Source organism: Mesorhizobium sp. M0478, from assembly GCF_040321305.1.
In the GTDB taxonomy this organism is placed as follows: Bacteria; Pseudomonadota; Alphaproteobacteria; order Rhizobiales; family Rhizobiaceae; genus Mesorhizobium.
This window is the reverse complement of record NZ_JAMYRH010000006.1, coordinates 118,291-141,076: the sequence shown is the minus strand read 5'-3', so window position 1 is coordinate 141,076 and position 22,786 is coordinate 118,291. Positions and strand designations below refer to the sequence as shown.

The 22,786-nt window shown below is 64.4% G+C and carries 19 protein-coding genes and 1 pseudogene; 12 read left to right on the top strand and 8 right to left on the bottom strand.

All coding sequences use genetic code 11. From position 1 onward, the window contains the following. The first annotated feature begins 133 nt into the window (after nt 1-133). Nucleotides 134-3,742, top strand: a complete 3,609-nt coding sequence (gene putA, locus NKI64_RS16590) for a bifunctional proline dehydrogenase/L-glutamate gamma-semialdehyde dehydrogenase PutA (RefSeq protein ID WP_352668812.1) — start codon at nt 134-136, stop codon at nt 3,740-3,742. Between the two features lie 86 nt (nt 3,743-3,828). After that, nucleotides 3,829-4,893, top strand: a complete 1,065-nt coding sequence (locus NKI64_RS16585; RefSeq protein ID WP_352668810.1) for a glycosyltransferase — start codon at nt 3,829-3,831, stop codon at nt 4,891-4,893. Between the two features lie 45 nt (nt 4,894-4,938). Here the strand turns inward: NKI64_RS16585 and hmuQ are convergent, their stop codons facing one another. The 4 genes from hmuQ to NKI64_RS16565 all read right to left on the bottom strand — a co-directional run bounded on the left by hmuQ (nt 4,939) and on the right by NKI64_RS16565 (nt 8,978). Continuing rightward, a complete protein-coding gene (gene hmuQ, locus NKI64_RS16580) occupies nt 4,939-5,253 on the bottom strand; it encodes a heme-degrading protein HmuQ (protein ID WP_352668807.1) in 315 nt (104 codons plus the stop codon). A 50-nt stretch (nt 5,254-5,303) separates the two neighbouring features. Further along, the gene (locus tag NKI64_RS16575; protein ID WP_352668805.1) at nt 5,304-6,263 is read right to left on the bottom strand and encodes an energy transducer TonB family protein; all 960 of its coding nucleotides are present in this window, start codon (nt 6,261-6,263) and stop codon (nt 5,304-5,306) included. Between the two features lie 127 nt (nt 6,264-6,390). Beyond that, nucleotides 6,391-6,825 (bottom strand): hypothetical protein, encoded by a 435-nt coding sequence (locus NKI64_RS16570; RefSeq protein WP_352668803.1) that lies wholly within the window; start codon nt 6,823-6,825, stop codon nt 6,391-6,393. 5 nt (nt 6,826-6,830) lie between these two features. Next, nucleotides 6,831-8,978: a TonB-dependent hemoglobin/transferrin/lactoferrin family receptor gene (locus NKI64_RS16565; RefSeq protein WP_352668801.1), complete on the bottom strand. Its 2,148-nt coding sequence runs from the start codon at nt 8,976-8,978 to the stop codon at nt 6,831-6,833. Between the two features lie 257 nt (nt 8,979-9,235). Here NKI64_RS16565 and hemP point away from each other — a divergent pair, with 257 nt between their 5' ends. Genes hemP through NKI64_RS16540 form a run of 5 tightly spaced genes read left to right on the top strand, consistent with a single transcriptional unit; the run spans nt 9,236 to nt 13,336 of the window. Further along, the gene (gene hemP, locus NKI64_RS16560; protein WP_023673860.1) at nt 9,236-9,442 is read left to right on the top strand and encodes a hemin uptake protein HemP; all 207 of its coding nucleotides are present in this window, start codon (nt 9,236-9,238) and stop codon (nt 9,440-9,442) included. A 49-nt stretch (nt 9,443-9,491) separates the two neighbouring features. Continuing rightward, nucleotides 9,492-10,550 carry a hemin-degrading factor gene (locus NKI64_RS16555; RefSeq protein WP_352668798.1) on the top strand — a complete coding sequence of 353 codons (1,059 nt, stop codon included), beginning with the start codon at nt 9,492-9,494 and terminating at the stop codon, nt 10,548-10,550. 10 nt (nt 10,551-10,560) lie between these two features. Continuing rightward, nucleotides 10,561-11,442, top strand: a complete 882-nt coding sequence (locus tag NKI64_RS16550) for a heme/hemin ABC transporter substrate-binding protein (protein WP_352668796.1) — start codon at nt 10,561-10,563, stop codon at nt 11,440-11,442. 4 nt (nt 11,443-11,446) lie between these two features. Next, complete coding sequence (locus NKI64_RS16545) at nt 11,447-12,541, top strand: FecCD family ABC transporter permease (RefSeq protein ID WP_352668794.1); 1,095 nt, start codon at nt 11,447-11,449, stop codon at nt 12,539-12,541. 6 nt (nt 12,542-12,547) lie between these two features. Next, entirely contained in the window at nt 12,548-13,336 is a 789-nt protein-coding gene (locus NKI64_RS16540) for a heme ABC transporter ATP-binding protein (RefSeq protein WP_352668792.1), read from the top strand. Nucleotides 13,337-13,444: 108 nt separating this feature from the next. Here NKI64_RS16540 and rirA read toward each other — a convergent pair whose 3' ends face one another. After that, the gene (gene rirA / locus NKI64_RS16535) at nt 13,445-13,906 is read right to left on the bottom strand and encodes an iron-responsive transcriptional regulator RirA (protein WP_023672640.1); all 462 of its coding nucleotides are present in this window, start codon (nt 13,904-13,906) and stop codon (nt 13,445-13,447) included. A gap of 295 nt (nt 13,907-14,201) precedes the next feature. Here rirA and NKI64_RS16530 point away from each other — a divergent pair, with 295 nt between their 5' ends. The 3 genes and pseudogenes from NKI64_RS16530 (at nt 14,202) to NKI64_RS16520 (ending at nt 16,787) form a co-directional block, all read left to right on the top strand. Continuing rightward, complete coding sequence (locus NKI64_RS16530; RefSeq protein WP_023714385.1) at nt 14,202-15,497, top strand: DUF445 domain-containing protein; 1,296 nt, start codon at nt 14,202-14,204, stop codon at nt 15,495-15,497. Nucleotides 15,498-15,706: 209 nt separating this feature from the next. Further along, nucleotides 15,707-16,129 (top strand): annotated as a pseudogene (locus tag NKI64_RS16525) (phasin family protein). Nucleotides 16,130-16,289: 160 nt separating this feature from the next. Continuing rightward, nucleotides 16,290-16,787: a MaoC family dehydratase gene (locus NKI64_RS16520; protein WP_023681725.1), complete on the top strand. Its 498-nt coding sequence runs from the start codon at nt 16,290-16,292 to the stop codon at nt 16,785-16,787. A 15-nt stretch (nt 16,788-16,802) separates the two neighbouring features. On the opposite strand, the gene NKI64_RS16515 is transcribed toward NKI64_RS16520, so the two are convergent. Further along, nucleotides 16,803-18,266 carry an MFS transporter gene (locus tag NKI64_RS16515; protein ID WP_352668788.1) on the bottom strand — a complete coding sequence of 488 codons (1,464 nt, stop codon included), beginning with the start codon at nt 18,264-18,266 and terminating at the stop codon, nt 16,803-16,805. 128 nt (nt 18,267-18,394) lie between these two features. Here NKI64_RS16515 and NKI64_RS16510 point away from each other — a divergent pair, with 128 nt between their 5' ends. Beyond that, complete coding sequence (locus tag NKI64_RS16510; RefSeq protein WP_352668786.1) at nt 18,395-19,288, top strand: LysR family transcriptional regulator; 894 nt, start codon at nt 18,395-18,397, stop codon at nt 19,286-19,288. A gap of 4 nt (nt 19,289-19,292) precedes the next feature. On the opposite strand, the gene NKI64_RS16505 is transcribed toward NKI64_RS16510, so the two are convergent. Beyond that, on the bottom strand, nt 19,293-20,711 hold the full coding sequence (locus NKI64_RS16505) for an aminotransferase-like domain-containing protein (RefSeq protein ID WP_352668784.1): 1,419 nt from the start codon (nt 20,709-20,711) through the stop codon (nt 19,293-19,295). Nucleotides 20,712-20,817: 106 nt separating this feature from the next. Here NKI64_RS16505 and NKI64_RS16500 point away from each other — a divergent pair, with 106 nt between their 5' ends. Further along, the gene (locus NKI64_RS16500) at nt 20,818-21,681 is read left to right on the top strand and encodes a DMT family transporter (RefSeq protein ID WP_352668781.1); all 864 of its coding nucleotides are present in this window, start codon (nt 20,818-20,820) and stop codon (nt 21,679-21,681) included. Nucleotides 21,682-21,710: 29 nt separating this feature from the next. Here NKI64_RS16500 and NKI64_RS16495 read toward each other — a convergent pair whose 3' ends face one another. Further along, on the bottom strand, nt 21,711-22,751 hold the full coding sequence (locus tag NKI64_RS16495; protein ID WP_352668779.1) for a zinc-dependent alcohol dehydrogenase family protein: 1,041 nt from the start codon (nt 22,749-22,751) through the stop codon (nt 21,711-21,713). Between the last annotated feature and the right edge of the window lie 35 nt (nt 22,752-22,786).

The window sequence follows — 22,786 nt, the reverse complement described above, 5'->3', positions numbered from 1 at the left end:
CGCAATGATAGACCGATCGGCCTGCCATGTCGATTTCTTTGGACCGGCCGAAAATGCGGCTCTGTGCTAGCTTGCGCCATTCGGTCCGGCGACCGCCGGCCCGCTCCCAGATGCTTGCTCCGCAGGGACCGCCATGCCGCTCGACACCATCCGCCAGCAAATCCGCGCCAACTACCTGCCCGACGAAGACGCGGCTGTGAAGCGCCTGGCTGCGGCGACAGAACTTTCGGCCGATGACCGCAAAGCCGTCTCGGCCCGTGCCGCGGATCTGGTGCGCGCGGTGCGCGGCTCGTCCGACCCGCGGCTGATGGAGGTTTTTCTCTCGGCCTACGGCCTCTCCACCAAGGAAGGAGTGGCGCTCATGTGCCTGGCCGAGGCACTGCTGCGCGTGCCTGACACCGAGACTATGGACGACCTGATCGCCGACAAGATCGCACCGCATGACTGGTCGGCGCATTCGGGCGGTTCGAGCTCGATCTTCGTCAACGCCTCGACCTGGGCGCTGATGCTGACCGGCCGTGTGCTCGACGAAGGCGAGGGCGGCATCGAAGGCACGCTGCGCTCGATGGTTCGCCGACTGGGCGAACCGGTGATCCGCAAGGCGGTCGCCGCCGCCATGCGCGAAATGGGCGAGCAGTTCGTGCTCGGCCGCACCATTGCGGAAGCCGTCAAGCGCGGCAAGTCGATGATCCAGAAAGGTTATCTCTATTCCTTCGACATGCTGGGCGAGGCGGCCCGCACCGAGGCCGACGCGCTGCGCTACCTCAAGGCCTATGCCGACGCGATCTCCTCGCTCGATTCAGGCTCCAACGGTCCCGATATCCGCCAGAACCACGGCATCTCGGTCAAACTGTCGGCGCTGCATCCGCGCTACGAAGAGGCACAGAAGGAAAAGATGCTGCCGGTGATGGCCGAGCGGCTGCTGTCGCTGGCGCTGGCCGCACGCCATTCGCGCATGGGCCTCAACATCGACGCCGAGGAGGCCGACCGGCTCGACCTGTCGCTCGACATCATCGAGCGTGTGTTGTCCGAGCCGGAGCTTGCCGGCTGGAATGGCTTTGGCGTCGTCGTCCAGGCCTACGGCCCGCGCGCGGCCTTCACCATCGACTGGCTCTATGCGCTGGCGGAAAAGTACGACCGCAACATCATGGTGCGGCTGGTCAAGGGCGCCTATTGGGACACCGAGATCAAGCGGGCACAGACGCTGGGGCTTTCCGGCTACCCCGTCTTCACCCGCAAGGCCAACACCGATGTTTCCTACATGGCCTGCGCCAAAAAGTTGCTGTCGATGACCGACCGCATCTATCCGCAATTCGCCACGCACAACGCCCATACAGTCGCTGCCGTCCTGTCGATGGCTGACAACCGTGACGCTTTCGAATTCCAGCGCCTGCACGGCATGGGCGAGGCGCTGCATGAGACGGTGCGCCAGGCCGAAGGCACGCGGTGCCGCATCTATGCGCCGGTCGGCGCGCACTCCGACCTCCTGGCTTATCTGGTGCGACGTCTGCTGGAGAATGGCGCCAACTCCTCCTTCGTTCATCAGCTCACCGACGAGGACGTCGAGCCGGAGGATATTGCGCGCGATCCGCTCGAGACGGTCGAGAGCCAGGGCTCCGCCGCCAATCCGGCAATCGCTCGTCCGGCGACGATCTTCGGCACTGGGCGGCGCAATTCGAAGGGATTCGACATCACCGACCCGGTGACGCTGGCGGCGATCGACAAGGCCAAGGCGGCCTTTGCCGGGCCCGAGCGCTGGCATGCCAAGCCGATCACGCGCGCCGCCGGCTACGGCAAGCAGCGCCCGGTGGTCAATCCGGCAAAGCCTGCCGAGATCGTCGGCACGGTCGCTGAAGCCGCTGCCAAGCAGGTAGCGACCGCGGTGCGCTTCGCGGTGGAGGCGCAGCCGGCCTGGGCAAAACGCCCCGTCGCCGAGCGCGCCGCCATCATCAACCGCGCGGCCGACCTCTATGAGGCCAATGCGGTCGAGTTTTTCGCGCTCGCCACCAGGGAAGCCGGCAAGTCGCTGGCCGACGGCGTGGCCGAAGTGCGCGAAGCCGTCGACTTCCTGCGCTACTACGCTGCCGAAGCGGCCAACAACGAAGCGGGCACCGAGGCGCGCGGCGCGATCGTGTGCATTTCGCCGTGGAATTTCCCGCTCGCCATCTTCACCGGCCAGATCGCGGCAGCGCTCGTCACCGGCAATTCGGTCATTGCCAAGCCGGCCGAACAGACGCCGCTGATCGCCTTCCGCGCCGTCGAGCTGCTGCGCGAGGCCGGCGTGCCGGAAGATGTGATCCAGCTTCTGCCGGGCGACGGCCCGTCGGTCGGCGGACCGCTGACTGCGGATCCGCGCATTGCCGGCGTCTGTTTCACCGGCTCGACCGAGGTCGCCAAGCTGATCGAGAAGCAACTGGCCGAGACAGCCGCGCCCGACGCCATGCTGATCGCGGAGACCGGCGGTCTCAACGCCATGATCGTCGATTCCACCGCACTGCCCGAACAGGCGGTGCGCGACATCCTGGCGTCCGCCTTCCAGAGTGCGGGCCAGCGCTGTTCGGCGCTGCGCGTGCTCTACGTGCAGAAGGATGTCGAGAAGAAGATGCTGGAGATGCTGAAGGGCGCCATGGAAGCGCTCACCATCGGCGATCCCTGGCAGATTTCGACCGATGTTGGGCCGGTCATCGATGACGAGGCGCAGAACTCGATCCGCGAGTATTGCACCAAAATGGGGCTGCAGGGCCGGCTGATCGCCAAGCTCGAAGCACCCAAATATGGCCGCTTCGTTGCGCCGCATGTGTTCCGGGTCAAAGGCATCGAGGAGATGGAGCGCGAAGTGTTCGGTCCGGTGCTGCATGTCGCCAGCTTCGACGCCGACGGGATCGACACCGTCATCGCCGCCATCAACCGCAAAGGCTATGGCCTGACCTTCGGCCTGCACACCCGCATCGAAGGCCGCGTCCAGCATTTCGTCGACGGCATCCATGCCGGCAACATCTATGTCAACCGCAACCAGATCGGCGCCGTCGTCGGCTCGCAGCCCTTTGGCGGCGAGGGGCTTTCGGGCACCGGGCCGAAGGCCGGCGGGCCGCATTATCTCCGGCGGTTCCGCAAGGGGCCGGAGGCGGGCACGGAGATTGCCGAGGGCCACAAGGTGACGGCGACCGAACTGGCCGACAATCTGCCCGATCCGACGCTTGGCGGCTGGTCGACGAGGCCGGACCGCATCGCCATTTTGAGAAAACATCTGCGCGGCAAGGGCGCTGCAGCCATCGGCGCTGCAGCCGCCATCGATTTCGGCCAGGTCGACCTGCCCGGACCGACCGGCGAGGCCAACACGCTGTCGCTGTCGCCGCGTGGCCGGGTGCTGTGCCTCGGTCCGGACGCCGACACGCTGCTTGCCCAGACGATCCAGGCGCTGGCCGCCGGCAATGCGGTGCTGGCCGTGGCGCCGGGCGCGCCGGCAGCACTGTCGGCGCTGACCGGCAAGGGGTTGCCGCTGGCGGCCATAGACGGTCGGCCAGACCCAGTCGAAGCGCGTTCGCTGCGCGTCGATGTCGTCGCCTTCTCGGGCAGGCCCGAGGCGGCCCGTATCGTGCGCAAGGTCATTGCCGACCGCAGCGGGCCGATCGTGCCACTGGTCAGCGAGGTGCTCAACCCGGCGGCCTATGCGCATGAACGCGCTGTCTGCGTCGACACCACGGCTGCCGGCGGCAATGCCAGCCTGCTCGCGGCGGCCTAGGGGACTTTTCGCAGCTCGCTTGCCTGCAACGAGTTGCAAGGATATGCGCAAGGGACAGACAGCAACTCGAGCGGGCAGCTGAACAGATGGAAGACACGTCCGGACCGTTTGAGCTGCCGCGCGTGGCGGTGGTCATCACCTGCTTCAACTATCGGCCGTACGTCGAACAGGCGATCCGCTCGGTGCTTGCGCAGACCTACCGGAATTGGGAATGCGTCATCGTCGACGATGCCTCGACGGACGGCTCGGCCGACCATGTCCGACAGCTTCTAAGGGATATAGACGATCCGCGCCTGCGCCTGTTGGCGCGCACGGAGAATGGCGGCCAGACCGCGGGATTCCGCGACGGCTTTGCCGCAACCGACGCGCCCTTCGTCGCGTTTCTCGACGCCGATGACGTGTGGCTGCCAGATTTTCTCCTCGCGCATCTGTCCGCCCATCTCAACACGACGCATTCGGCCGCTCTCTCGAGTTCCGATGTGTTCCTTGTCGATGGCGACGGCACGTTGCTGGGCGGCACCTTCCTTGCCTTGCGCAAACCGCGCTCCGGAGCGGATCGCAGCGGCGTCGCCATCGCGCCCGGTGGCTGGCTTGCCGGCATGGCGCCTGGGATCGCCTACGCATCGGAGCATCCGGTAACCTATTTCGCACCTGCGGTGACGGGCTGGCTGTGGTCGCAATGCTCGGCGATCATGTACCGGCGTGGCGCGCTGGAACCGGTATTGTCCTTCCCGTTCAAGGCCAAGGTCGGGACGGATTATCTGACGGCGACACTCGCGCACCAGACCGGCGGCAGCCTCATCCTGTCAGAAGGTCTCGGGCTCTATCGCCTGCATGGCTCCAACCTGTCCACCGGAACTGCCTTTGCCGGCGGCAATGTGCGGCAAACGCCTGCATACAGGAGCTACAGGAGCGTGTTGGCGGCGGATGCCGCAGACTATTTGCTGGCGAATTCTGCCTGGCTCAGCGATCTCAACGGGCGCAATTTCATAGCTGCATTCCTGACGCAGCATGTGCGCCAATTCCCGGAGCTGGCCGGTGATCCGCGGTTGGCGCGCTACCTGACACGCGGACAGCCCTGGCGGCGGCTGCGCCTGCACATTGCCCAGTGGCTTCAGCGACTGGGCGGCCGGAATTCAACCGGAACATGACGGCATCTGCCCGTCGTCAGATCTCGTCGACGGGTGAAATCTCAATCAGGCGCCTTCGACGACCGAAAAGCCTTCGAACTGCGGATGGCCGAGATAGTGCACCTTCGACGTGCCGGTGTTGCGGTGAGCGGCGCGAAAATTCTCGGATTTGGTCCAGGCGACGAAATCCTCATGGCTTGCCAACACCGTGTGCGAGGCAAACAGCGTGTAACCCTCGGGCTCGTTGACCGGGCCGCGCAGCAAGTGGAATTCCCTGAAGCCTTTCATCTCCGAGAGGCTCGAATCGCGGTTCTTCCAGACATCCTCGAAAGCGGTCTCCGAGCCGTTCTGGACCTTGAAGCGGTTCATGGCGATGTACATTGGGCTTCCTCTTGAATTGATGGACGATTTGGCGAAGGTCTGCGAGCTGGTTAAAACGGACCGATCCGCGCCCTGAACACCCAACTTGATAATCCGGTCTCGGGTGGAATGGGCGGGAACGGGGCTTGCTGGCGCACCAGTTTCAAAGCGAATTGGTCTAGTTCGGCAGACCCTGAACTTTCGACAAGCTGCAAGTCGCTGACGCTGCCGTCAGCCATGACGACGAAATAGACCCTGGCATTGTTGCGAGCCTTGGCTTGAATTTCCTTCGAAACGCGCCGGTTAGCGCGGGCAAGCTTCTTTTGAATTTCACCGCCGTAACGAGATTCCATCGCATTGCCAGCCGCGTCCTGGTTTTTACCCTTGCTGGCAACCGCCGGTGCGTCGCGTTCTTCGCCATCTGCCGCACCGCGGGTATCTCCAGATCCGGCTGGAGGGGTCGGCCGCGGGCTTGGGACTGGTGGTTTGGCAGCAGGCAAATCAACGGCGGGCTCGTCGGCGGGCGGTGCCTCTGAACTTTGCGTTTGAACCCCTGGCGGAGTCGACGTCTCAGCGCTTGGGGCGACAGTTTGATCATTCGGGATGGCGGCCGTCAGTGTATCTGGCGCGGCGGTCGCCTGTTCGGCGGCTTCCGGCGCAGGCTTGGGCGCCGCCGGCTCCTTTACCGGTTGAGGCGCCTCGGTCGGCGGCACGGGTCGAACGGTCTCGGGCTTGGCCGGCTGCGGATCGGTTACCAGGGTAACATCGACCGCGTCGGGAGCCTGGCTGTCCAAGGCGCTGCCGACCACCTCGGCGCCCGATTGGTCGGTGCCTTCGGATTGTATCGCGTTACTGGAATCGAATGTCCCTGCGGGTCCGATGAAGAACGCCGCTGCGGCAGCGGCATGGAGCAGGCAGGACGCGACGATCGCCACAGTCCATTTGCGGTCCGCGGCTGCCGGCTGTGCGAGCTCGTCCATCGTAATCGCCGGTTCGTTGCCGGCGTCGGGGAGGGGGGTGATGTCCTGCATGGTTCGCGGCGAGACCTGCCGCGAGCGGGGTGGGATTGTCAAATCAAGATCGGTTGCCGGCCATGACGGCGGAGCTGCGACGGGTCGTGTCGCATTGTCGTGCAGGAAGGCGGGATGCAGGCCCACCTCAGACGCCGAATGCGATACCGGTCTTGGTCTGCGTCTTCAGGCCGCGCATGCAGGCGCCCGGTTCGACGCCGGCGCATTCGGTGGCGCTGTTGATCAGCACGCGGCTGAGTTTGGTGCAGTCGGTGCCGACGAGGTCGAAGCGGATCACCTTGGTCTTGCCGGCCGGCAGGTCCTTGAAGTCGAGCACGCTCAGGCGGTCGACAATGCCGGCCTCGTTGAACAGCGCGATTTCGAATGCCGCCTTGGAAAGATCGGCGCCGAGCGCATTGTTGACGATGAAGGTCAGGCGGCAACCCTTTTCGGAGGGCTGCGCGGCATTGAGCTCGAGGCTGAGTTGCGGAGCCGGCGCGGACTGAGCCCACGCCGGCATCAAGCCAAGCGACATCGCCAGCGTCGAGGTCAGGAGCCGAAGCGATGCCGTCAAACTTGTCATGGGTGTCAGCCTCCAAAGCGCATGGTTGCGGCCAGCTTCAGCGTGATGCCGGGTTCATAGATGACGGCGGTGGTGCCGCCGTTCAGCGGGTTGGAGTATTTGACGTCGAACAAATTGTCGGCGCGGAAGTCCACCTTCAGATTGTCGGTGGCCTGGTAGCTGGCGAAGGCGTTGACCAGAGTATAATCCTTGGCTACGGGGTTGCCCTTCGGCTTGCCGTTGTACTGCACCTCGCCGCCGACGGTCAGCTTGTCCTGAAGGAAGCGGAAGCCGAGCTGCCCGGTGACCTGCGAGGACGGGATGGTGGCAAGGTCGGCGCGCTCACCTTCATCGGAGATGGTGTGGCCGTTGGTGATCGAGGCGGAGAGCCCGGCATAACCCCAGGCGGCATCGTAGACGCTTTCCAGTTCGAAGCCGTTTATCTTGGCCTGGGCGACGTTCTGGTACTGGAAGCAGATCGGAATGCCGGGGCCGAACGGGCAGCCGCTGGTCGGGTCGAATGCCGACAGTGTGACGCCTTCGATGTAGTCGTCGACATCGTTGTGGAAGTAGGCGGCCTTGAGCCGGAACGCGTCGCCGGCCTCGATAAGGTCGTTCAGCTTGTAGTTGACGCCGAACTCGGTGGTCTTGCCGGTTTCAGGCCGCAGGTTTGGGTTGGGCAGGAACGGGAAGGTGACGCCTGCCGGATGGTTGCCGCTGATCAGCGTTTCGGTCAGCGACGGCGAGCGGTAGCCTTCCGCGTAGGTGCCATAGAACTGCAGGCCCGCCAGGCTGGCGCTTTCGAAAGGCGTGACACCAACGGTGATGCGCGGCGACAGACGATCACCTGACGTTTCGTGGGTGCTGTCTTCGAGGCTGTAATTGTCGTAACGCAGCCCGGCAATGACCTCGAGCCAGTCCCAGGTGAGCTTATCCTGGATGTAGGCGCCCGAAACACTACGCTTGCCCGATGGGGTGTAGAAGCTGTCGCCGCCGGCGGTGCCGCCGGTCTCGACATCGTCACCCACCCAGTCGCCGCCATAGGTCAATTCGTGCGCACCACCGGCTGTTTCGAAGCGCGACGTGTTCCAGATGTCGACGCCGGCCGTGCCAACGTCGAAGGTCGAGGTCGAACCGACGGGCAGCAGCACGGGAAGGCCGGTCGACGGATCGAAGCGGTTCTGCGGGACCAGCGTGGTGAGGTCGAGATTGGTCTTGTTGTAGGAGGCGTTGATGTGGAGATCGAGCCAGCTCCTGGCGTCGTCAGTGATGTTGTAGCGGGCGGTGAAGGTGTTCGACTTCAGGTCGACGTCGTTGGCCGGCACGCCGCCGCTGGTTTCCGTCCAGCCGTCGCTCGAGCCGACCCAGCCGAGCTTCAATTCGCTGTCTTCGCTGGGGCGGATTGTGGTCTTGAGCAGGCCGCTCAGCAGGTCGAAGCCGGTGCCGGCGACGGTGTCGCCGCTGCCATTCTTGTAGTCTCCGTAGTCGCGGTAGACGATGTTGCCCAGCACATCCAAATCGTCGTTGAATTTGTAGGCGCCGCTGGCACTGGCGGTCCAGCCCTTGCCGTTGCTTTCATAGCGCCCGGTGACGGAGCCGGCCCAGGTTTCGCCCGGTCTGAGGAAATCCACCGCATCCTTGGTGTCGAAGAAGACGACGCCGCCAATGGCGCCGGAGCCGTAGGTGTTGGCGGTCGGTCCGCGAATGACGTCAACGGATTTGATGAGCTCGGGATCGACATAGAAGGTCGACTGCGTGCCGTGGTCTGAGCGCTGGAAATTCTGCCTGGCACCGTCGATGATGACGGCGACGCGACCGAAATCCTGCAGGCCGCGGATGTTGATGCTGGAGCTGACGCGTCGCGCATCGGCCTGCACGGCGACACCAGGCACACCGAGCAGCATTTCGTTCGGCGTCGTCGCCATGCGGCGGTCGAGCTGTTCCTGGTCGACATGGCTGGCTGAGGCCAGCGATTCGATTGCCGTCTTGCCGGTGCGGCTGATGACGAGGATCTTGTCCAGCAGGGTCGCGCCGGCGGGCGCCGGCTTGGTGTCCTCGGTTTTCCTGGTCTGGTCGGCCTGGTCAGCGGCCGGCTGAGCGGCCTGCTGAGCGCTGGCCGGCGATGTCAGCAGCGCGATCGTCGCTGCCCCCGCAAGCAAGGCCACCTTTGCCATAGACCGATGCACCGGACCGGTGCTCGCCAGACCCAGTCGTCCAGAATTTCCCAAGCCCATGCCCCAACTCCAAATTCCAGGTTCGACGCTGGCTGGCTTGGCGCTCGCTGGCTTTTTTCATTCCGTCCGGCGTCTTAAATATTGACTCATTTAGTCCGGTATTGCACTGACTAATAAACATGATGATTTAAGTCAAGAAATGAATCGCATTTGCAACGCCTAGCCAGTTGCCCGGCACAGGAAAGGGATCGAAAGAGATGAACACCCACAATCCCAACGACTTCCGTTACCGCGTCCGCCGTTCCGAGGAGACGCCGACCCGCTTCGACCGGGTGCCGCTGGCGGTGCGGACGCTGTCCTCCAACACGCTGTTCCAGGGCGAGCACGAGATTGGCATCGAGCACCATGGCGCGCTCTATCGGCTGAAGATCACCCGCCAGGGCAAGCTCATCCTCAACAAGTGATGAAACAGCCAGGCAGGCCAAAACGCCAGGCAGGACAGGTAAGCAGGACATGGACCAGCGCGTAAAACCCGCACCGCATGAAATCCGGCGAGCGCGGGCAGACAATCCGAAAGCGCGCGAGCGCGATCTTGCCGCCGAGCTCGGTATTTCCGAAGCCGAACTGGTCGCCGCGCATTGCGGCGACGGTGTCGTGCGCGTCGAGCCCAGGGTCAACGATCTGCTGACCGGCCTCGACGCCGTTGGCGAAGTGATGGCGCTGACCCGCAACGAAAGCGCGGTGCACGAGAAGATCGGCGTCTACGACAAGGTTGTCACAGGTGCGCACAATGCCATGGTGCTGGGCGAAAACATCGACCTGCGTATCTTTCCAAAGGTCTGGGCGCATGGCTTTGCCGTCGAGAAGCGCGACGGTGGCGACATCCGCCGCAGCCTGCAATTCTTCGACGCGGCCGGCGATGCGGTGCACAAGGTGCATCTGCGGCCGGCGTCCAATCTCTATGCCTACCAGAAGCTCGTGGCCGCACTCGAATCGCCGAACCAGGAGGCGACTGTGTCTATCGCAGGCCTGGCCGACGACGACGCGGAGACGTCGGGCGTTGCCGCAGACACCGACGATCTGCGTGACCGCTGGAGCCGGCTGACCGACGTCCACCAGTTCTTTGGCATGTTGAAAACGCTGAAGCTCACCCGCCGCCAGGCCGTGCGCATGGTCGGCCAGGACTATGCCTGGCTGCTCGACAATGACGCCATCGGCGCCATGTTCCACCATGCCGCCGCCGACGGCATGCCGATCATGTGTTTTGTCGGAAACCGAGGCTGCATCCAGATCCATTCCGGTCCCGTCAAGTCGATCAAGCCGATGGGGCCGTGGATCAACGTCATGGACGAGACGTTCCACCTGCATCTGCGCACCGACCACATCCAGGAGGTGTGGGCGGTGCGCAAACCGACCAAGGACGGTCATGTCACCTCGCTCGAAGCCTATGGCGCCGACGGCAAGATGATCATCCAGTTCTTCGGCAAGCGCCATGAAGGCGAGGGCGAGCGCGACGACTGGCGGTTCCTTGCCGAGAACCTGCCGCGCATTCCAAGCCCGACCGCGGCCTGAGGAAACGACGATGATTTCACTGTTCAGGACGCTTGCCGCGGCCATGGGCCTGTCGCTGTTTATTGCCGCCCCAGTGCCGGCCAGCGAGAACGTGGCCGTGTTTGCCGACACGTCGCGGATCGTGGCGATCGGCGGTTCGATCACCGAGATCGTCTACGCGCTTGGCGAGGAAGGTCATCTCGTCGCCCGCGATTCGACCAGCCGCTACCCCGCCGCCGCGGTCGCGCTGCCCGACGTCGGCTATATGCGCCAGCTGTCGCCGGAAGGCGTGTTGTCGGTCAATCCTTCGGGCATTCTGGCGCTGCATGGCAGTGGGCCGAAGGAAGCGGTCGATGTGCTGAAAAAGTCGAGCGTTCCGTTCATCGACGTGCCCGAGCATTACAGCCATGACGGCATCCTGGAAAAGATCCGCATCGTCGGCAAGGCGCTTGGCGTCGACGCCAAGGCCGAGACGCTGGTGGCTGAGACCGACGCCAAGCTGAAGGCGGCCGAGAAGCAGACGGCGTCGATCAAGCAGCGCAAGCGCATCCTGTTCGTGCTGTCGATCCAGGGCGGCAAGATCCTGGCCGCCGGCACCGACACCGCCGGTGACGGCATCATCAAGCTCGCCGGTGCCGTCAATGCGGTCGAAGGTTTTTCCGGCTACAAGCAGATGTCCGACGAGGCGAGCGTCACTGCCAGGCCGGACGTGATCCTGGCCATGAAGAATGCCGGCCCGCCGATTGCGGAGGCCGAGCTGTTCGCCATCCCGTCGATCACCTCGACGCCGGCGGGCGAAGGCCGCAAGCTGACCCTGATGGATGGCAGCTATCTGCTCGGCTTCGGGCCGCGCACGGCCGATGCCATCCACGATCTGGCCGCCTCGCTCTATGGCAGCCAGGTCACGGACTGAGCCGATGGTGGATCAGTCGATCGCCGGCGCGGCGGGCAAGGTGGCCGAGGGCGATCGTTCCGGGCGCGCTCGCCTGGTTATTGTGCTCCTGTGTGTGGCGCTTGCCCTTTCGATGTTCCTGTCGCTGAGGTCGGGCGCTTCCGATGCATCGGCCGTTGGTGTCATTCGTGACTGGCTGACCGGCGCCACGCCGGACGACGCCGCGCTTGGTGCCCGCGACCGGTTGATCGTCTACGATATCCGCATGCCGCGCGTACTGCTCGGTGTGCTCATCGGGGCGGCACTGGCCGTATCGGGTGCGGTCATGCAAGGCCTGTTTCGCAACCCGCTCGCCGATCCCGGCCTGATCGGCGTTTCCGCCGGGTCGAGCCTCGGCGCGGTCGCCGTCATCGTGCTCGGCACGACGTGGCTGGCGCCGCTCACTCTGGCGCTCGGCGGGCTGGCCTTGCCGCTCGCCGCTTTCTGCGGCGGCCTTGCGGTCACGCTGGTGCTCTACCGCGTCGCCACGCGGCAGGGTCGCACATCGGTTGCCACCATGCTGCTTGCCGGCATTGCGCTCGCAGCCCTTGCCATGGCGCTGACCGGCATTCTCATCTTCATGGCCGACGACCGGCAGTTGCGCGACCTGACCTTCTGGCAGCTGGGCTCGCTTGGCGGCGCGACCTGGCCGAAGATCGCTTCCGTCGGGCCGATCATCGTGCTGGCGCTTGCGGCAATGCCGTTCCTGGCCAAAGGCCTCAACGCCCTGGCGCTCGGCGAGGCGACGGCCGGACATCTCGGCATCCCGGTACAGCGGCTGAAATACACCGCGATCGTCGGCGTCTCGGCAGCGGTCGGCGCCTCTGTCGCAGTCAGCGGAGGCATCGGTTTTGTCGGCATCGTCGTGCCGCATCTGCTGCGGCTGCTGATCGGTCCGGACAATCGCTATCTTTTGCTCGCATCGGCGCTGCTCGGCGCCTCGATGCTGCTTCTTGCCGACGCAGTTGCCCGCGTCATCGTGGCGCCGGCCGAATTGCCAATCGGCATCGTCACGGCGATCGCCGGCGCGCCGTTCTTCCTCTGGATCCTGCTGCGCAAGCGCGGCGTAATCGACTTGTGAGGCGGCATGATCGAAGCACGCGATGTCTCGGTGGCGATCGGCGGCAAGCGCATTGTTGCCAATGTCGATTTCGTCGCGCGGCCGGGCGAAATTGCGGCAATCGTCGGACCCAACGGCTCGGGCAAGACGACGTTTTTGAAGGCGTTGTCGGGCGATCTGGCGTTTGCGGGGACAGTGGCCGTCAACGGGCGCGACCTCTCCGCGATGAGGCCGGTGGAGGCCGCCACCGTGCGTGCCGTGCTGCCGCAGGCCGCGACGCTGTCCTTTCCCTTCACCGTGCACGAAGTGGTCAGGCTCGGCCTTATCGGCGGCCGTTCCGGCGTTCTGCCGGGCGAAGATGATCGTCTGCCCGAGCGGGCGCTGGCGCGGGTCGACCTCGACGGCTTTGCCGGCCGCTTCTATCAGGAGCTTTCGGGCGGCGAACAACAGCGTGTGCAGCTGGCGCGCGTGCTGTGCCAGGTCTGGGCGCCGGTGCTGGACGGCAAGCCGCGCTATCTCTATCTCGACGAGCCGGTCTCCAGCCTCGATATCAAGCACCAGCTGATCATCATGAACATCGCCCGCGATTTCGCCCGGCGCGGCGGCGGTGTGATCGCCATCCTGCACGACCTCAATCTGACGGCCATGTATGCCGACCGGATTTTCGTCATGCATCGCGGCCGGCTCGCCGCCGACGGTTCACCGCAGGAGGTGCTGAGCGACGATCTGATCGAAAATGTGTTCGATTGTCGGCTAAGGGTCGGTGTGTTACCGGCGGCGAACATGCCGTTCGTCTTGCCGCAGTCAGCCGCCTAAAGCGCGTCGCGTTTGAACGGACTCAGGCGACGCGCTTTAGGTCTTTGTCTTTATGCATGTCGTTGTCTCAAAACCGGGGCCACTTTTGAGCGACATGCACTAGAAAACTCAGGCGGCCGGAGCTCGCTGGACCAGCATGTCGATGCCGAGCAAATGACGCACATTCGGGCGCGCCGCCACCATATCGGCGATAGTGTAGCGGGAGAGTACGGCAAAGAAGGCGTTGAGCGCCTCGCGCAGCGCCGAATTCAGCTGGCAGCTGTCGACCAGCGGGCATTCGGCGGCGTCGTTTTCGAAGCACTCGGCCATGGCGAAGCTCTCTTCGGTCACCCGTACGACGTCGAACAGGCTGATCTGCTCGGCGGGGCGGCCGATTCTCACGCCGCCATTCCTGCCGCGCACCGTCTCGACCAGGCCATGCTCGACCAGCGGCTGCAGGATCTTGAACAGGAAAAGCTCCGACACCGAATAGGCGGCCGCAATCTCGGGGATGCGGCTCAGGCGATCGTTGTTGGCGGCGCAATACATCAGGATGCGCATGGCGTAGTTGGTCTGGCGCGTCAGCCGCATTTCATTCCTCACCCGAGTCCTGGCGCGTTGGAACTGCACCAGATTTTAGATTGTGCTGGTGCGGCTTTCTCACCCGGAGTTTCGGATTCGCCCACACTGGCCTGATCGGAATATGGCCTATACCTTGGAACAATTCCAGACTGGGATTGCATGATAGATGAACATTCTTGTCAACTTTGCGTGCGAAACCGGCAATTCCCGGACGAAATCGGCCCATCCGATCATGCTACGGGCCCAAACACCCCCTAAATAGCCCATGCCAGATAGCCAAGAGATCGATGAGGAGCGGCGTATCATGTCCCAATCGGCTTCGTCCCTGGCGCCTGGCGGTTTTGATGCCGAGACGGGCGCCAAGCTTTTCGCGTTGCGGCGGACAAAGTTCCTCGCCACGGCTGCGCTGGTGCTTTGCGTCGTGGTTTTTGCCGTGGCCAAATCGTTCGAGGCCAAGTATCCGTGGCTGGGCTTCGTGGCGGCCTTCGCGGAGGCGGCGACCATTGGCGGCCTGGCCGACTGGTACGCGGTGGTGGCGCTGTTCAAGCGGCCGCTGGGCCTGCCGATCCCGCACACCGCCATCATCCCAGCGAACCAGAACCGCATCGCCGATAATCTGGGCCGCTTCATCGAGGTCAATTTTCTGGCGCCGGAGCCGGTGCGCGAAAAGCTGGCCGAGGTTGATTTTGCAGCACTCGTCGCCGACTGGCTGACTGACGCCGAACGCTCTGCCGGCCTGTCGCGCTTCGTCGTGCGGTTGGTGCCGCAGACGCTTGCGGCGATCGAGCAATCCGGCCTGCGCGGCTTCGTCACCAGCCGCATGCTGGAGCAGATCGACAAGGTGCCGCTGGCGCCGCTGGCCGCCGAATTGCTGTCGGCGCTCACCGACGACCGCCGCCACCAGAAACTGTTCGACGAATTCACCAGGGTGATTGGCCGGTTCCTGAACGACGAGGAAGCGCTGGCGACCATGCGCGAAAAGATCCGCGAGGAATTGCCGTCGCTGTTCAACCTGTTCAGAGCCGACGCCTATCTGCTGAAGAAGATCGTCGCTTCCGCCGGTTCGCTGCTTGACGAGGTGCGGGCCGATCCCGACCATCCGATGCGCGCCGAATTCGACCGTTTCGCGCACAGCTTCATCGAGCGGCTCAGAACCTCGAAGCAATACGCCAAACGGGCCGAGAAGCTGAAGCGCGATTTCCTGGCGCGGCCGGAAGTGAAGTCGCTCGCCGGCGACATGTGGCAGAGCCTCAGCCTGTTCATCGAACAGGACGCCAAGGCGGAGAATTCGATTGTTCGCGCGCATCTCGCCAACATGTTCGTCGAGGTCGGCCGCCATCTCTCAGGCGATCCGCAGATCAGGGCCGACATGAACCAGGGCTTTGTCGTGGCGCTGTCGTCATTCGTCGAGAGCCAGAAGAGCGGTGTGTCGACGTTCATCGCCGATCAGGTCAAGCGCTGGGACCTTGCCCAGCTGACGAGGCTGATCGAGATGAACATCGGCAGGGACCTGCAATATATCCGCTTCAATGGCATGATTATCGGCGGCCTGGCCGGTCTCGTGCTCTACACGGCGGAGAGGCTGTTTCTCGCTGGCTGATGCTGCATTTGCCGCTGAATTGCTTGGGCGTCCGAATGGACACACGGCGCGCGAGTGCTATTGTCCAGAACAGAACAGTTCACCGTTTCAAGGAAACGGCGACCTGCTCTAACTCTTTGTTTTGACGCAATTCCTGACGGAAAACCGTTTCACACTTTTCCTGGAATTGCTCGAGGTTCAGCATTTGCGACAACTGGGGAGCACGAGCAATGGCCAAACAACCCGACTCCGATTCGTTCCTGGACATGTTCAGCCGGTTCGGCCGTGACCTGAAGGTGCCGAATGTCGAGGCGATCCTCGCGCATCACCGCAAGAACCTCGAGGCGCTGGAAAGATCGGCGCGGGCGGGAGCTGCCGGCGCGACCTCATTGTTGTCCAGACAGCGCGAGATGCTGCAGGACACGCTGCGTGAAGTCAGCGACATGGCGCAGAGCTACAAGGCGCCGGGCAATCCCCAGTAACTGATGACAAAACAGGCGGAGTTCGCCAGGAAATCCTTCGAAGCCGCCCTGAAAAATGCCGGCGAAGTGGCCGAGCTGGTCAAGAAATCCGGCACCGAATCGATCGAAATCCTGCGCAGCCGCATCAAGGAAGCGATGGAGGAAATCCGCTCGGGCTATGACAAGAAGTGACTCTCAACGCAACCATGAGAGGAGTGGGCCGGTTGCGGCGCATGAGCATGGACGAGGGACGCTGTTTGGCGGAAAATGGCGGAACGGAATCGCAACGGGCGAATTGACAGGAGCCGTCCGTTCGTGGTCCGAGGCACTGGGAGCCACCGGGAAAGCAGGAATGACGGAACTACGGCCGAAAACGCCGCCGACCTTCGAGCAGTTAAGGGCGATGGCCGGGCAGGAGCTCGGCGTGTCGGAATGGACGACCGTCGACCAGAACCGCATCAACCAGTTTGCCGAATGCACAGGCGACCATCAGTGGATCCACGTCGATCCGGAGCGGGCGAAGCGGCAGAGCCCATTTCGAACCACGATCGCGCATGGCTATCTGACGCTGTCGATCATCGGCGCGCTGGCGCTGGGCATGGGCATCGTCCCCGAAAACACGCAAGCCGCCTTCAATTACGGCTTCGACAAGGTGCGGTTCCTGGCGCCCGTCAGGGTCGGCGCACGCATCCGGCTGCGCACGACGCTGTTGTCGGTGGAGGACAAGGGGCCGGGCCAGTATCTGATGAAGGCCGCCAATACGGTCGAGATCGAGGGCGAACAGAGGCCGGCGCTGACCGCCGAAACGCTGGTCATGCTTTATGAGCGGCGCAAGCGGGCGGGAGCGTAAGCTCCCTATCTTCGGTCATGATGGCTGTTGCCGCACCGACAGCCTGCCGCCGGCGCGGGTCGAGAGCAGTGCCAGCAACAGCGCAGCCACCGCCAGGACCGTTGCCGTCTGAAAGGTAACCTGCATGCCGTGCGCGGCTGCCGCTGAGGTCAGCATGTCCTGGCTTTGCCGTTCTCCCGTCGAGGCAGCCGCAAAAATGGCGCCCATAAGCGATGCGCCGGTGATCAGGCCGAGATTGCGCAACAGATTGAGCAGGCCGGACACCACGCCGCGCTCGCCGGCAGCGACACCGCTCATGACGGCGGCATTGTTGGATGTCTGGAACAGGGCGTACCCGAAGCAGGTGACGGCGATCGGCACGGTATAGCTGGCAATGCCGAGTTTTGTTGCGGCGAGCGACAACAATGAGGTTCCGACGGCAAGACTGAACAGTCCGACGACCATCATCCTGTGCGCGCCGAAGCGATCGGTGAGGCGGCCGGCGACGAGCGCCGAGAGCGCGGAGACCAGCGGACCTGTCGACAGGACCACGCCGACCATCGCAGCATTGAGCCCCAGCGCTCGCGACAGATAGAATGGAGCGACCACCAGGGTCGCCATCATCACTGTGGCGACAACGAGGTTCGTGGCGAGGCTGGCGCTGAGCCGGATGTCGTACAACCGGGCAAGCCGGATCAAGGGACTTTTCGCCTTCGTCTGCGCAACGCCGAACAGAACGACGCCGATGCCGGCGGCCACCAGCAGGCCGATGTTGAGGGCGCCGAAATGGCCGCGGCCGAGCGTCATGGCCAATGCATAGGCGGCCAGCGTCAGGGCCAGCAAGACCGTCCCGATCGCATCGAAGCTGTTTTGAGCTGCTTCCGCAGTCTTGTCGCGGGCAGGCAGGGCCAGCGAGGCGAGGGCAAAGGTCAGGAGGCCGAGCGGCACATTGACGAGGAAGATCGCCCGCCAGCCGAAGCCGGCGATCAGCAAGCCGCCAAGCGAGGGGCCGAGCGTCGTGCCGATTGCCGACATGGCGCCGAGCAGGCCCATGGCGCTGCCGGTTCTCTCCTTGGTCACGGTCTCCGCGACAAAGGGCAGCGTCAGCGCCATCATCAGCGCGGCACCCAGCCCTTGCACGGCGCGCGCCGCGATCAGCAGCCAGAGCGTCGGCGCCAGGCCGCAGAGCACCGAGGCCAGTGTGAACAGCGCGATGCCGCCGAGCAGCAACGGCCGGCGGCCGACCATGTCAGCCAGGCGCCCGGCGCTGACGATCAGGGCGGTGATGGCGAGCAGATAGGCGAGAACCACCCATTGCACGGACTGGAAGGACGCACCGAACGCCTGCATGAGGGAAGGCAGTCCAACGCTGGCAATGCTGGTTCCAAGCGAGGACAGCAGCGTGGCGAGCGACAGGCTGGCCAATGCCAGGCCTGCGGACCGGGTTTTCTGCGGCGCCGATGCGCAGTCTCCATTTTGTTTTTGTTCGGCAATTGCCATAGGATCTCCTTCTTGTCGGTCCGGAAACCGGATCCGTCGGAGATCTAGTCGCCAAGGCGGCATGGCGGAAGGCGCAGCATTTGCATGTTACTCATGCATGAAACGCCATGTCGTGCTATAGTGCACCAATGACATCGCCCGATCTCAATCTGCTGCTCGCTCTCGACGTCCTGCTGACCGAAGGCAGCGTGGCTCGGGCGGCAACCCGGCTGCGGCTCAGCCCGTCGGCGATGAGCCGCACCCTGGCGCGACTGCGCGAAGCGACCGGCGACCCGCTGCTGGTTCGGGCCGGTCGAGGCCTCGTGCCGACGCCGCGCGCGGAGGCATTGCGACAGCAGGCCGGCCGCGTTGTCCAAGAGGCAGAAACCTTGCTGCGCCCTGCCAGGCCTCTCGATCTCGCGAAGCTGAACCAGATCTTCACGCTGCGCACCAATGAAGGGTTCGTCGAGGAATTCGGGCCGCGTCTTGTCGCCCGCATCCAGGCCGAGGCGCCGGGCGTGCGGCTGCGCTTTGCGCCGAAAGCCGACAAGGACGTCGCCTCATTGCGCGACGCCGACATCGACCTCGAAATCGGCGTTGCCGGCGAGGCCGGACCTGAAGTGCTGATACAGGCGCTGTTTCGCGACCGCTTCGTCGGTGCTGTGCGAGCCGGCCACCCTTTGAGTGAAGGCGCGGTAACGCCTGAACGCTACGCGGCCGGCCGCCACATCAGCGTTTCACGGCGGGGTCGGGAAAGAGGGCCGATCGATCAGACTTTGGCGCTGCTCGGCCTGCAGCGAACCGTGGCGTGCATGGTCTCCGGCTTTTCGGCTGCACTCTCCATGGCGCGCGCTTCGGACCTTATTGCCAGCGTGCCCGAACGGCACACGCGAGGCGCACGCGCCGGCATGGTCAGCTTTCTGCTGCCGGTCGCCACGGTGGAGGTCACCATCTCGATGCTCTGGCATCCACGGCTCGATGCCGATCCGGCGCAACGCTGGCTGCGAGATTGCGTTCGGGAGGTCTGCGCGGCCTCCCGCTGAGCCCTCAGCGCGCCATTGCCCCCTTGAGCACCCTGAAAATCCGCTCGTCCTGGCACTGGGCAACGTTGAAGCGCAGGAAGCGGCTGGCGGTTCCCGACAGGCTGAATGCGTTGCCGGGCGCCAATACGATGTTGTCGGCCAGCGCGCGGCGGGCGATTTCGGCTGCGTCCACGCCATCGGGCAGGCCGCACCACAGGAACAGTCCGGCGGGCTGGTCGATCCAGGGCGCGATGCCGATCGCCTTCAGGCGCGCGCTCGTCTCGCCCATGGCGCGGGAAAGGCGCGCGCGCAGCAGATCCATGTGCTTGCGGTAGCTGCCATCCCGAAGCAGCGTCAGCACCAGTTCGGCCGCCAGCCTGCCCCCGCCGAAGGTGGTGGCGATCTTGAGGTCGGTGAGCTGTTCGATCCAGTCGCGGGGTGCGGCGATAAAGCCGCAGCGCACCGAGGCCGACAGCGTCTTGGAGAAGCTGCCGATATGGACGACGCGGTTGAGGCCATCGAACGCCGCCAGGCGGGGCGCGGGGCTGTGCTCGAAATCGGCGAAGATATCGTCCTCGACGATGGTCAGGTCCGACTGGTCGGCAAGCTTCAGCAGCCGGTGCGCGGTGACCGGCGACAGGATCGCGCCGGTCGGATTGTGGATGGCGGAATTGGTGATGTAGAGGCGCGGCTTGTGCTCGGTCAACGCCTGCGCGAACAGCTCGATATCAGGCCCCGATGGCGTGTAGGGCACGCTGACCACCTTGGCGCGGTGGGCGCGCAGCAGCGCGTGAAAATTAAAATAGCAGGGGTCGTCGACCAGCACGGTGTCGCCGGGCCCGATCAGAAAGCGGCACAGGAGATCGATGGCCTGCGTGCCCGATTCCGTCAGCATGATCTGTTCGGGCGAGACCTCGATGCCGTGCCCTTCCATGCGCCGTGCCAGCAATTGCCGCAGCGGCGGCAGACCGAGCGGCGTGCCGTAATCGGCAAGGTCGACATCGTCGGCGCGCGCCACCGTGCGCAGCGCCCGGCGCAGGGCGGACTGCGGCATCCACGAGGCCGGCATCCAGCCGCAACCGGGTTTCAGCATCTCGTCGCCGGCTTCCAGCGACTGGCGCGAAACCCACAGCGGATCGATGGCGCGGTCGAGCCGGGGTCCAATCTCGGCCAGCGACAACGGCGCCAGCGATCCGGCGGCATAAAAGCCCGAGCCCGGCCGTGAGCGTATCGCGCCTTCGGCGGCAAGCCGCTCATAGGCTTCGACGACGGTGGATTTGGACACCTGCATGGCTTTGGCGAAGGCGCGGATCGAAGGCAGCCGCGCGCCCGGCGTCAGGCTGCGCGCCGATATCCGCTGGCGGATGGTCGCCATGACAGTTTCCACAAGCGTGGTCGCGACAGGAGGGTGCGCATTGCCAGTTTCCAAAATGAGTTCGGTCATCTGTATTGCTCTGATAGCCATTACAGTTTTGCGGAATTGTACTGCATTGTCTCTGGCTGCACCATGGGCACTTGCCCGATAGAGGGCGAAAGCAATGGAGCCTGGAATGGACAAGACCGCGAGCGGCTGGGTGAACGGATTCATCGGCGTGTTGATCTTCTCAGGCTCGCTGCCGGCGACGCGCGTCGCAGTGGCGGATTTCGATCCGACGTTCCTGACCTCGGCCCGCGCGGCGATTGCCGGACTGCTTGGCCTGGCAATGCTCGTGCTGTTCCAGCAGAAGCGCCCGGCGCGCAGCGATTTTCTGTCGCTGGTGATCGTCGCCCTTGGGGTGGTTGTCGGCTTTCCCTTGCTCACCGCTCTGGCGCTCAAGCACGTCACCTCTGCCCACTCTATCATCTTCGTCGGCCTGCTGCCGCTGGCCACCGCGATCTTCGGCGTGCTGCGCGGTGGCGAGCGTCCGCGCCCGGCCTTCTGGCTGTTTTCCTGCATCGGCAGCGCGCTGGTCGCCGGATTTGCCCTGATGCAGGGCGTAACGGCGTCGCCGGTGGGCGATGGCCTGATGCTGGCCGCCATCATCGTCTGCGGCCTGGGCTATGCCGAGGGGGCGGCGCTGTCGCGCAGGCTGGGCGGCTGGCAGGTGATCTGCTGGGCGCTGGCGATCTCGCTGCCGATCATGCTGGTGCTGACCTTTGCGACGCTGCCGTCGTCCTTTGCCGGCGTCGGCTCCGGCGCCTGGGCGGGTCTCGCCTATGTCTCGCTGTTCAGCATGCTGATCGGCTTCGTGTTCTGGTATCGCGGCCTGGCGCAAGGCGGCATCGCCGCGGTCGGGCAGTTGCAACTGCTGCAGCCCTTCTTCGGCCTCGCGCTGGCAGCGACCCTGCTGCACGAGCAGGTCAGCCCGCTGATGGTGGTTGTTACGCTCGGCGTGGTGGCTTGCGTGTTCGGGGCGAAGAAGTTTGCGCGGTAGGCGTGTGGTGACGAACGACCCGGCTGGGCCTAGAACTTCGTCACCACACCAATGCCGATCCCTTCAAACCCGCCCATCGCCATCAAGGCCGCGGGCGCCTCATCAAGGCTGATCTTCTTGCCGACCAGCAATTCGGGCCTCAGCTTGCCGGTGCGGATCATCTCCATCATTGCGGGGTAACGGTAGGCCTGCATGCCGTGACTGCCGAGGATTTCGAGTTCGAAGGCGATCACCTTGTCCATCGGCACTTGCGGGCGGGCATGTTCGCCCAGCATCAGGCCGACCTGCACGTGGCGGCCGCGCCGGCGCAGATTGGCAATCGAGTTGAAGGATGTCGTGGGGTGGCCGAGCGCGTCCATAGACATATGCGCCCCGCCATTGGTGATCTGCTTGACCGCCTTGACCACGTTCGGCGTTGTCGAGGCGTTGATGGTCGCCACGGCGCCGATCTTTTTGGCGAAGTCCAGTTTCTCGTCGGTGAGGTCGATGGCGATGACATTGGCGCCCATGGAACTGGCGATCATGATCGCCGACAGGCCGACGCCGCCGCAGCCATGCACCGCCACCCATTCCCCCGGCGTCACCCGGCCTTGGTCGACAATGGCGCGAAACGAGGTGACGAAGCGGCAGCCGAGGCTGGCGGCGGTGGCGAACTCCATCTCCTCGGGCAGGCGCACGAGATTGGTGTCGGCATGCTCGATGGCGACATATTCGGCAAACGATCCCCAGGCGGTGAATCCCGGCTGCGTCTGGTGTTCGCAGACCTGATGATTGCCCGAATTGCATTCGAAGCAGCGGCCGCAGCCGACGCAGAACGGCACGGTGACGCGCTCGCCGGCCTTCCAGCGGGTGACCTGCTTGCCGACGGCGACGACGATGCCGGCCAGTTCATGGCCCGGCACATGCGGCAGTGTGATGCCATCGTCATGGCCCATCCAGCCATGCCAGTCGCTGCGGCAGAGCCCGGTCGCCTCGACCTTGATGACGACGCCGTCGGCGGCCGGTTTAGGATCCGGCACGGTCTGGATTCTCGGCGCTTCGCCGAATTTTTCGAAGACGACGGCTTTCATCGGCAACTCTCCGTGCTCTGCTCCGGCATTGTGAG

Coding starts and splice junctions, on each gene's coding strand:
- putA (WP_352668812.1), top strand. CDS start 134: ATGCCGCTCGACACCATCCGCCAGCAAATCCGCGCCAACTACCTGCCC.
- NKI64_RS16585 (WP_352668810.1), top strand. CDS start 3,829: ATGGAAGACACGTCCGGACCGTTTGAGCTGCCGCGCGTGGCGGTGGTC.
- hmuQ (WP_352668807.1), bottom strand. CDS start 5,253: ATGTACATCGCCATGAACCGCTTCAAGGTCCAGAACGGCTCGGAGACC.
- NKI64_RS16575 (WP_352668805.1), bottom strand. CDS start 6,263: ATGCAGGACATCACCCCCCTCCCCGACGCCGGCAACGAACCGGCGATT.
- NKI64_RS16570 (WP_352668803.1), bottom strand. CDS start 6,825: ATGACAAGTTTGACGGCATCGCTTCGGCTCCTGACCTCGACGCTGGCG.
- NKI64_RS16565 (WP_352668801.1), bottom strand. CDS start 8,978: ATGGCAAAGGTGGCCTTGCTTGCGGGGGCAGCGACGATCGCGCTGCTG.
- hemP (WP_023673860.1), top strand. CDS start 9,236: ATGAACACCCACAATCCCAACGACTTCCGTTACCGCGTCCGCCGTTCC.
- NKI64_RS16555 (WP_352668798.1), top strand. CDS start 9,492: ATGGACCAGCGCGTAAAACCCGCACCGCATGAAATCCGGCGAGCGCGG.
- NKI64_RS16550 (WP_352668796.1), top strand. CDS start 10,561: ATGATTTCACTGTTCAGGACGCTTGCCGCGGCCATGGGCCTGTCGCTG.
- NKI64_RS16545 (WP_352668794.1), top strand. CDS start 11,447: ATGGTGGATCAGTCGATCGCCGGCGCGGCGGGCAAGGTGGCCGAGGGC.
- NKI64_RS16540 (WP_352668792.1), top strand. CDS start 12,548: ATGATCGAAGCACGCGATGTCTCGGTGGCGATCGGCGGCAAGCGCATT.
- rirA (WP_023672640.1), bottom strand. CDS start 13,906: ATGCGGCTGACGCGCCAGACCAACTACGCCATGCGCATCCTGATGTAT.
- NKI64_RS16530 (WP_023714385.1), top strand. CDS start 14,202: ATGTCCCAATCGGCTTCGTCCCTGGCGCCTGGCGGTTTTGATGCCGAG.
- NKI64_RS16520 (WP_023681725.1), top strand. CDS start 16,290: ATGACGGAACTACGGCCGAAAACGCCGCCGACCTTCGAGCAGTTAAGG.
- NKI64_RS16515 (WP_352668788.1), bottom strand. CDS start 18,266: ATGGCAATTGCCGAACAAAAACAAAATGGAGACTGCGCATCGGCGCCG.
- NKI64_RS16510 (WP_352668786.1), top strand. CDS start 18,395: ATGACATCGCCCGATCTCAATCTGCTGCTCGCTCTCGACGTCCTGCTG.
- NKI64_RS16505 (WP_352668784.1), bottom strand. CDS start 20,711: ATGACCGAACTCATTTTGGAAACTGGCAATGCGCACCCTCCTGTCGCG.
- NKI64_RS16500 (WP_352668781.1), top strand. CDS start 20,818: ATGGACAAGACCGCGAGCGGCTGGGTGAACGGATTCATCGGCGTGTTG.
- NKI64_RS16495 (WP_352668779.1), bottom strand. CDS start 22,751: ATGAAAGCCGTCGTCTTCGAAAAATTCGGCGAAGCGCCGAGAATCCAG.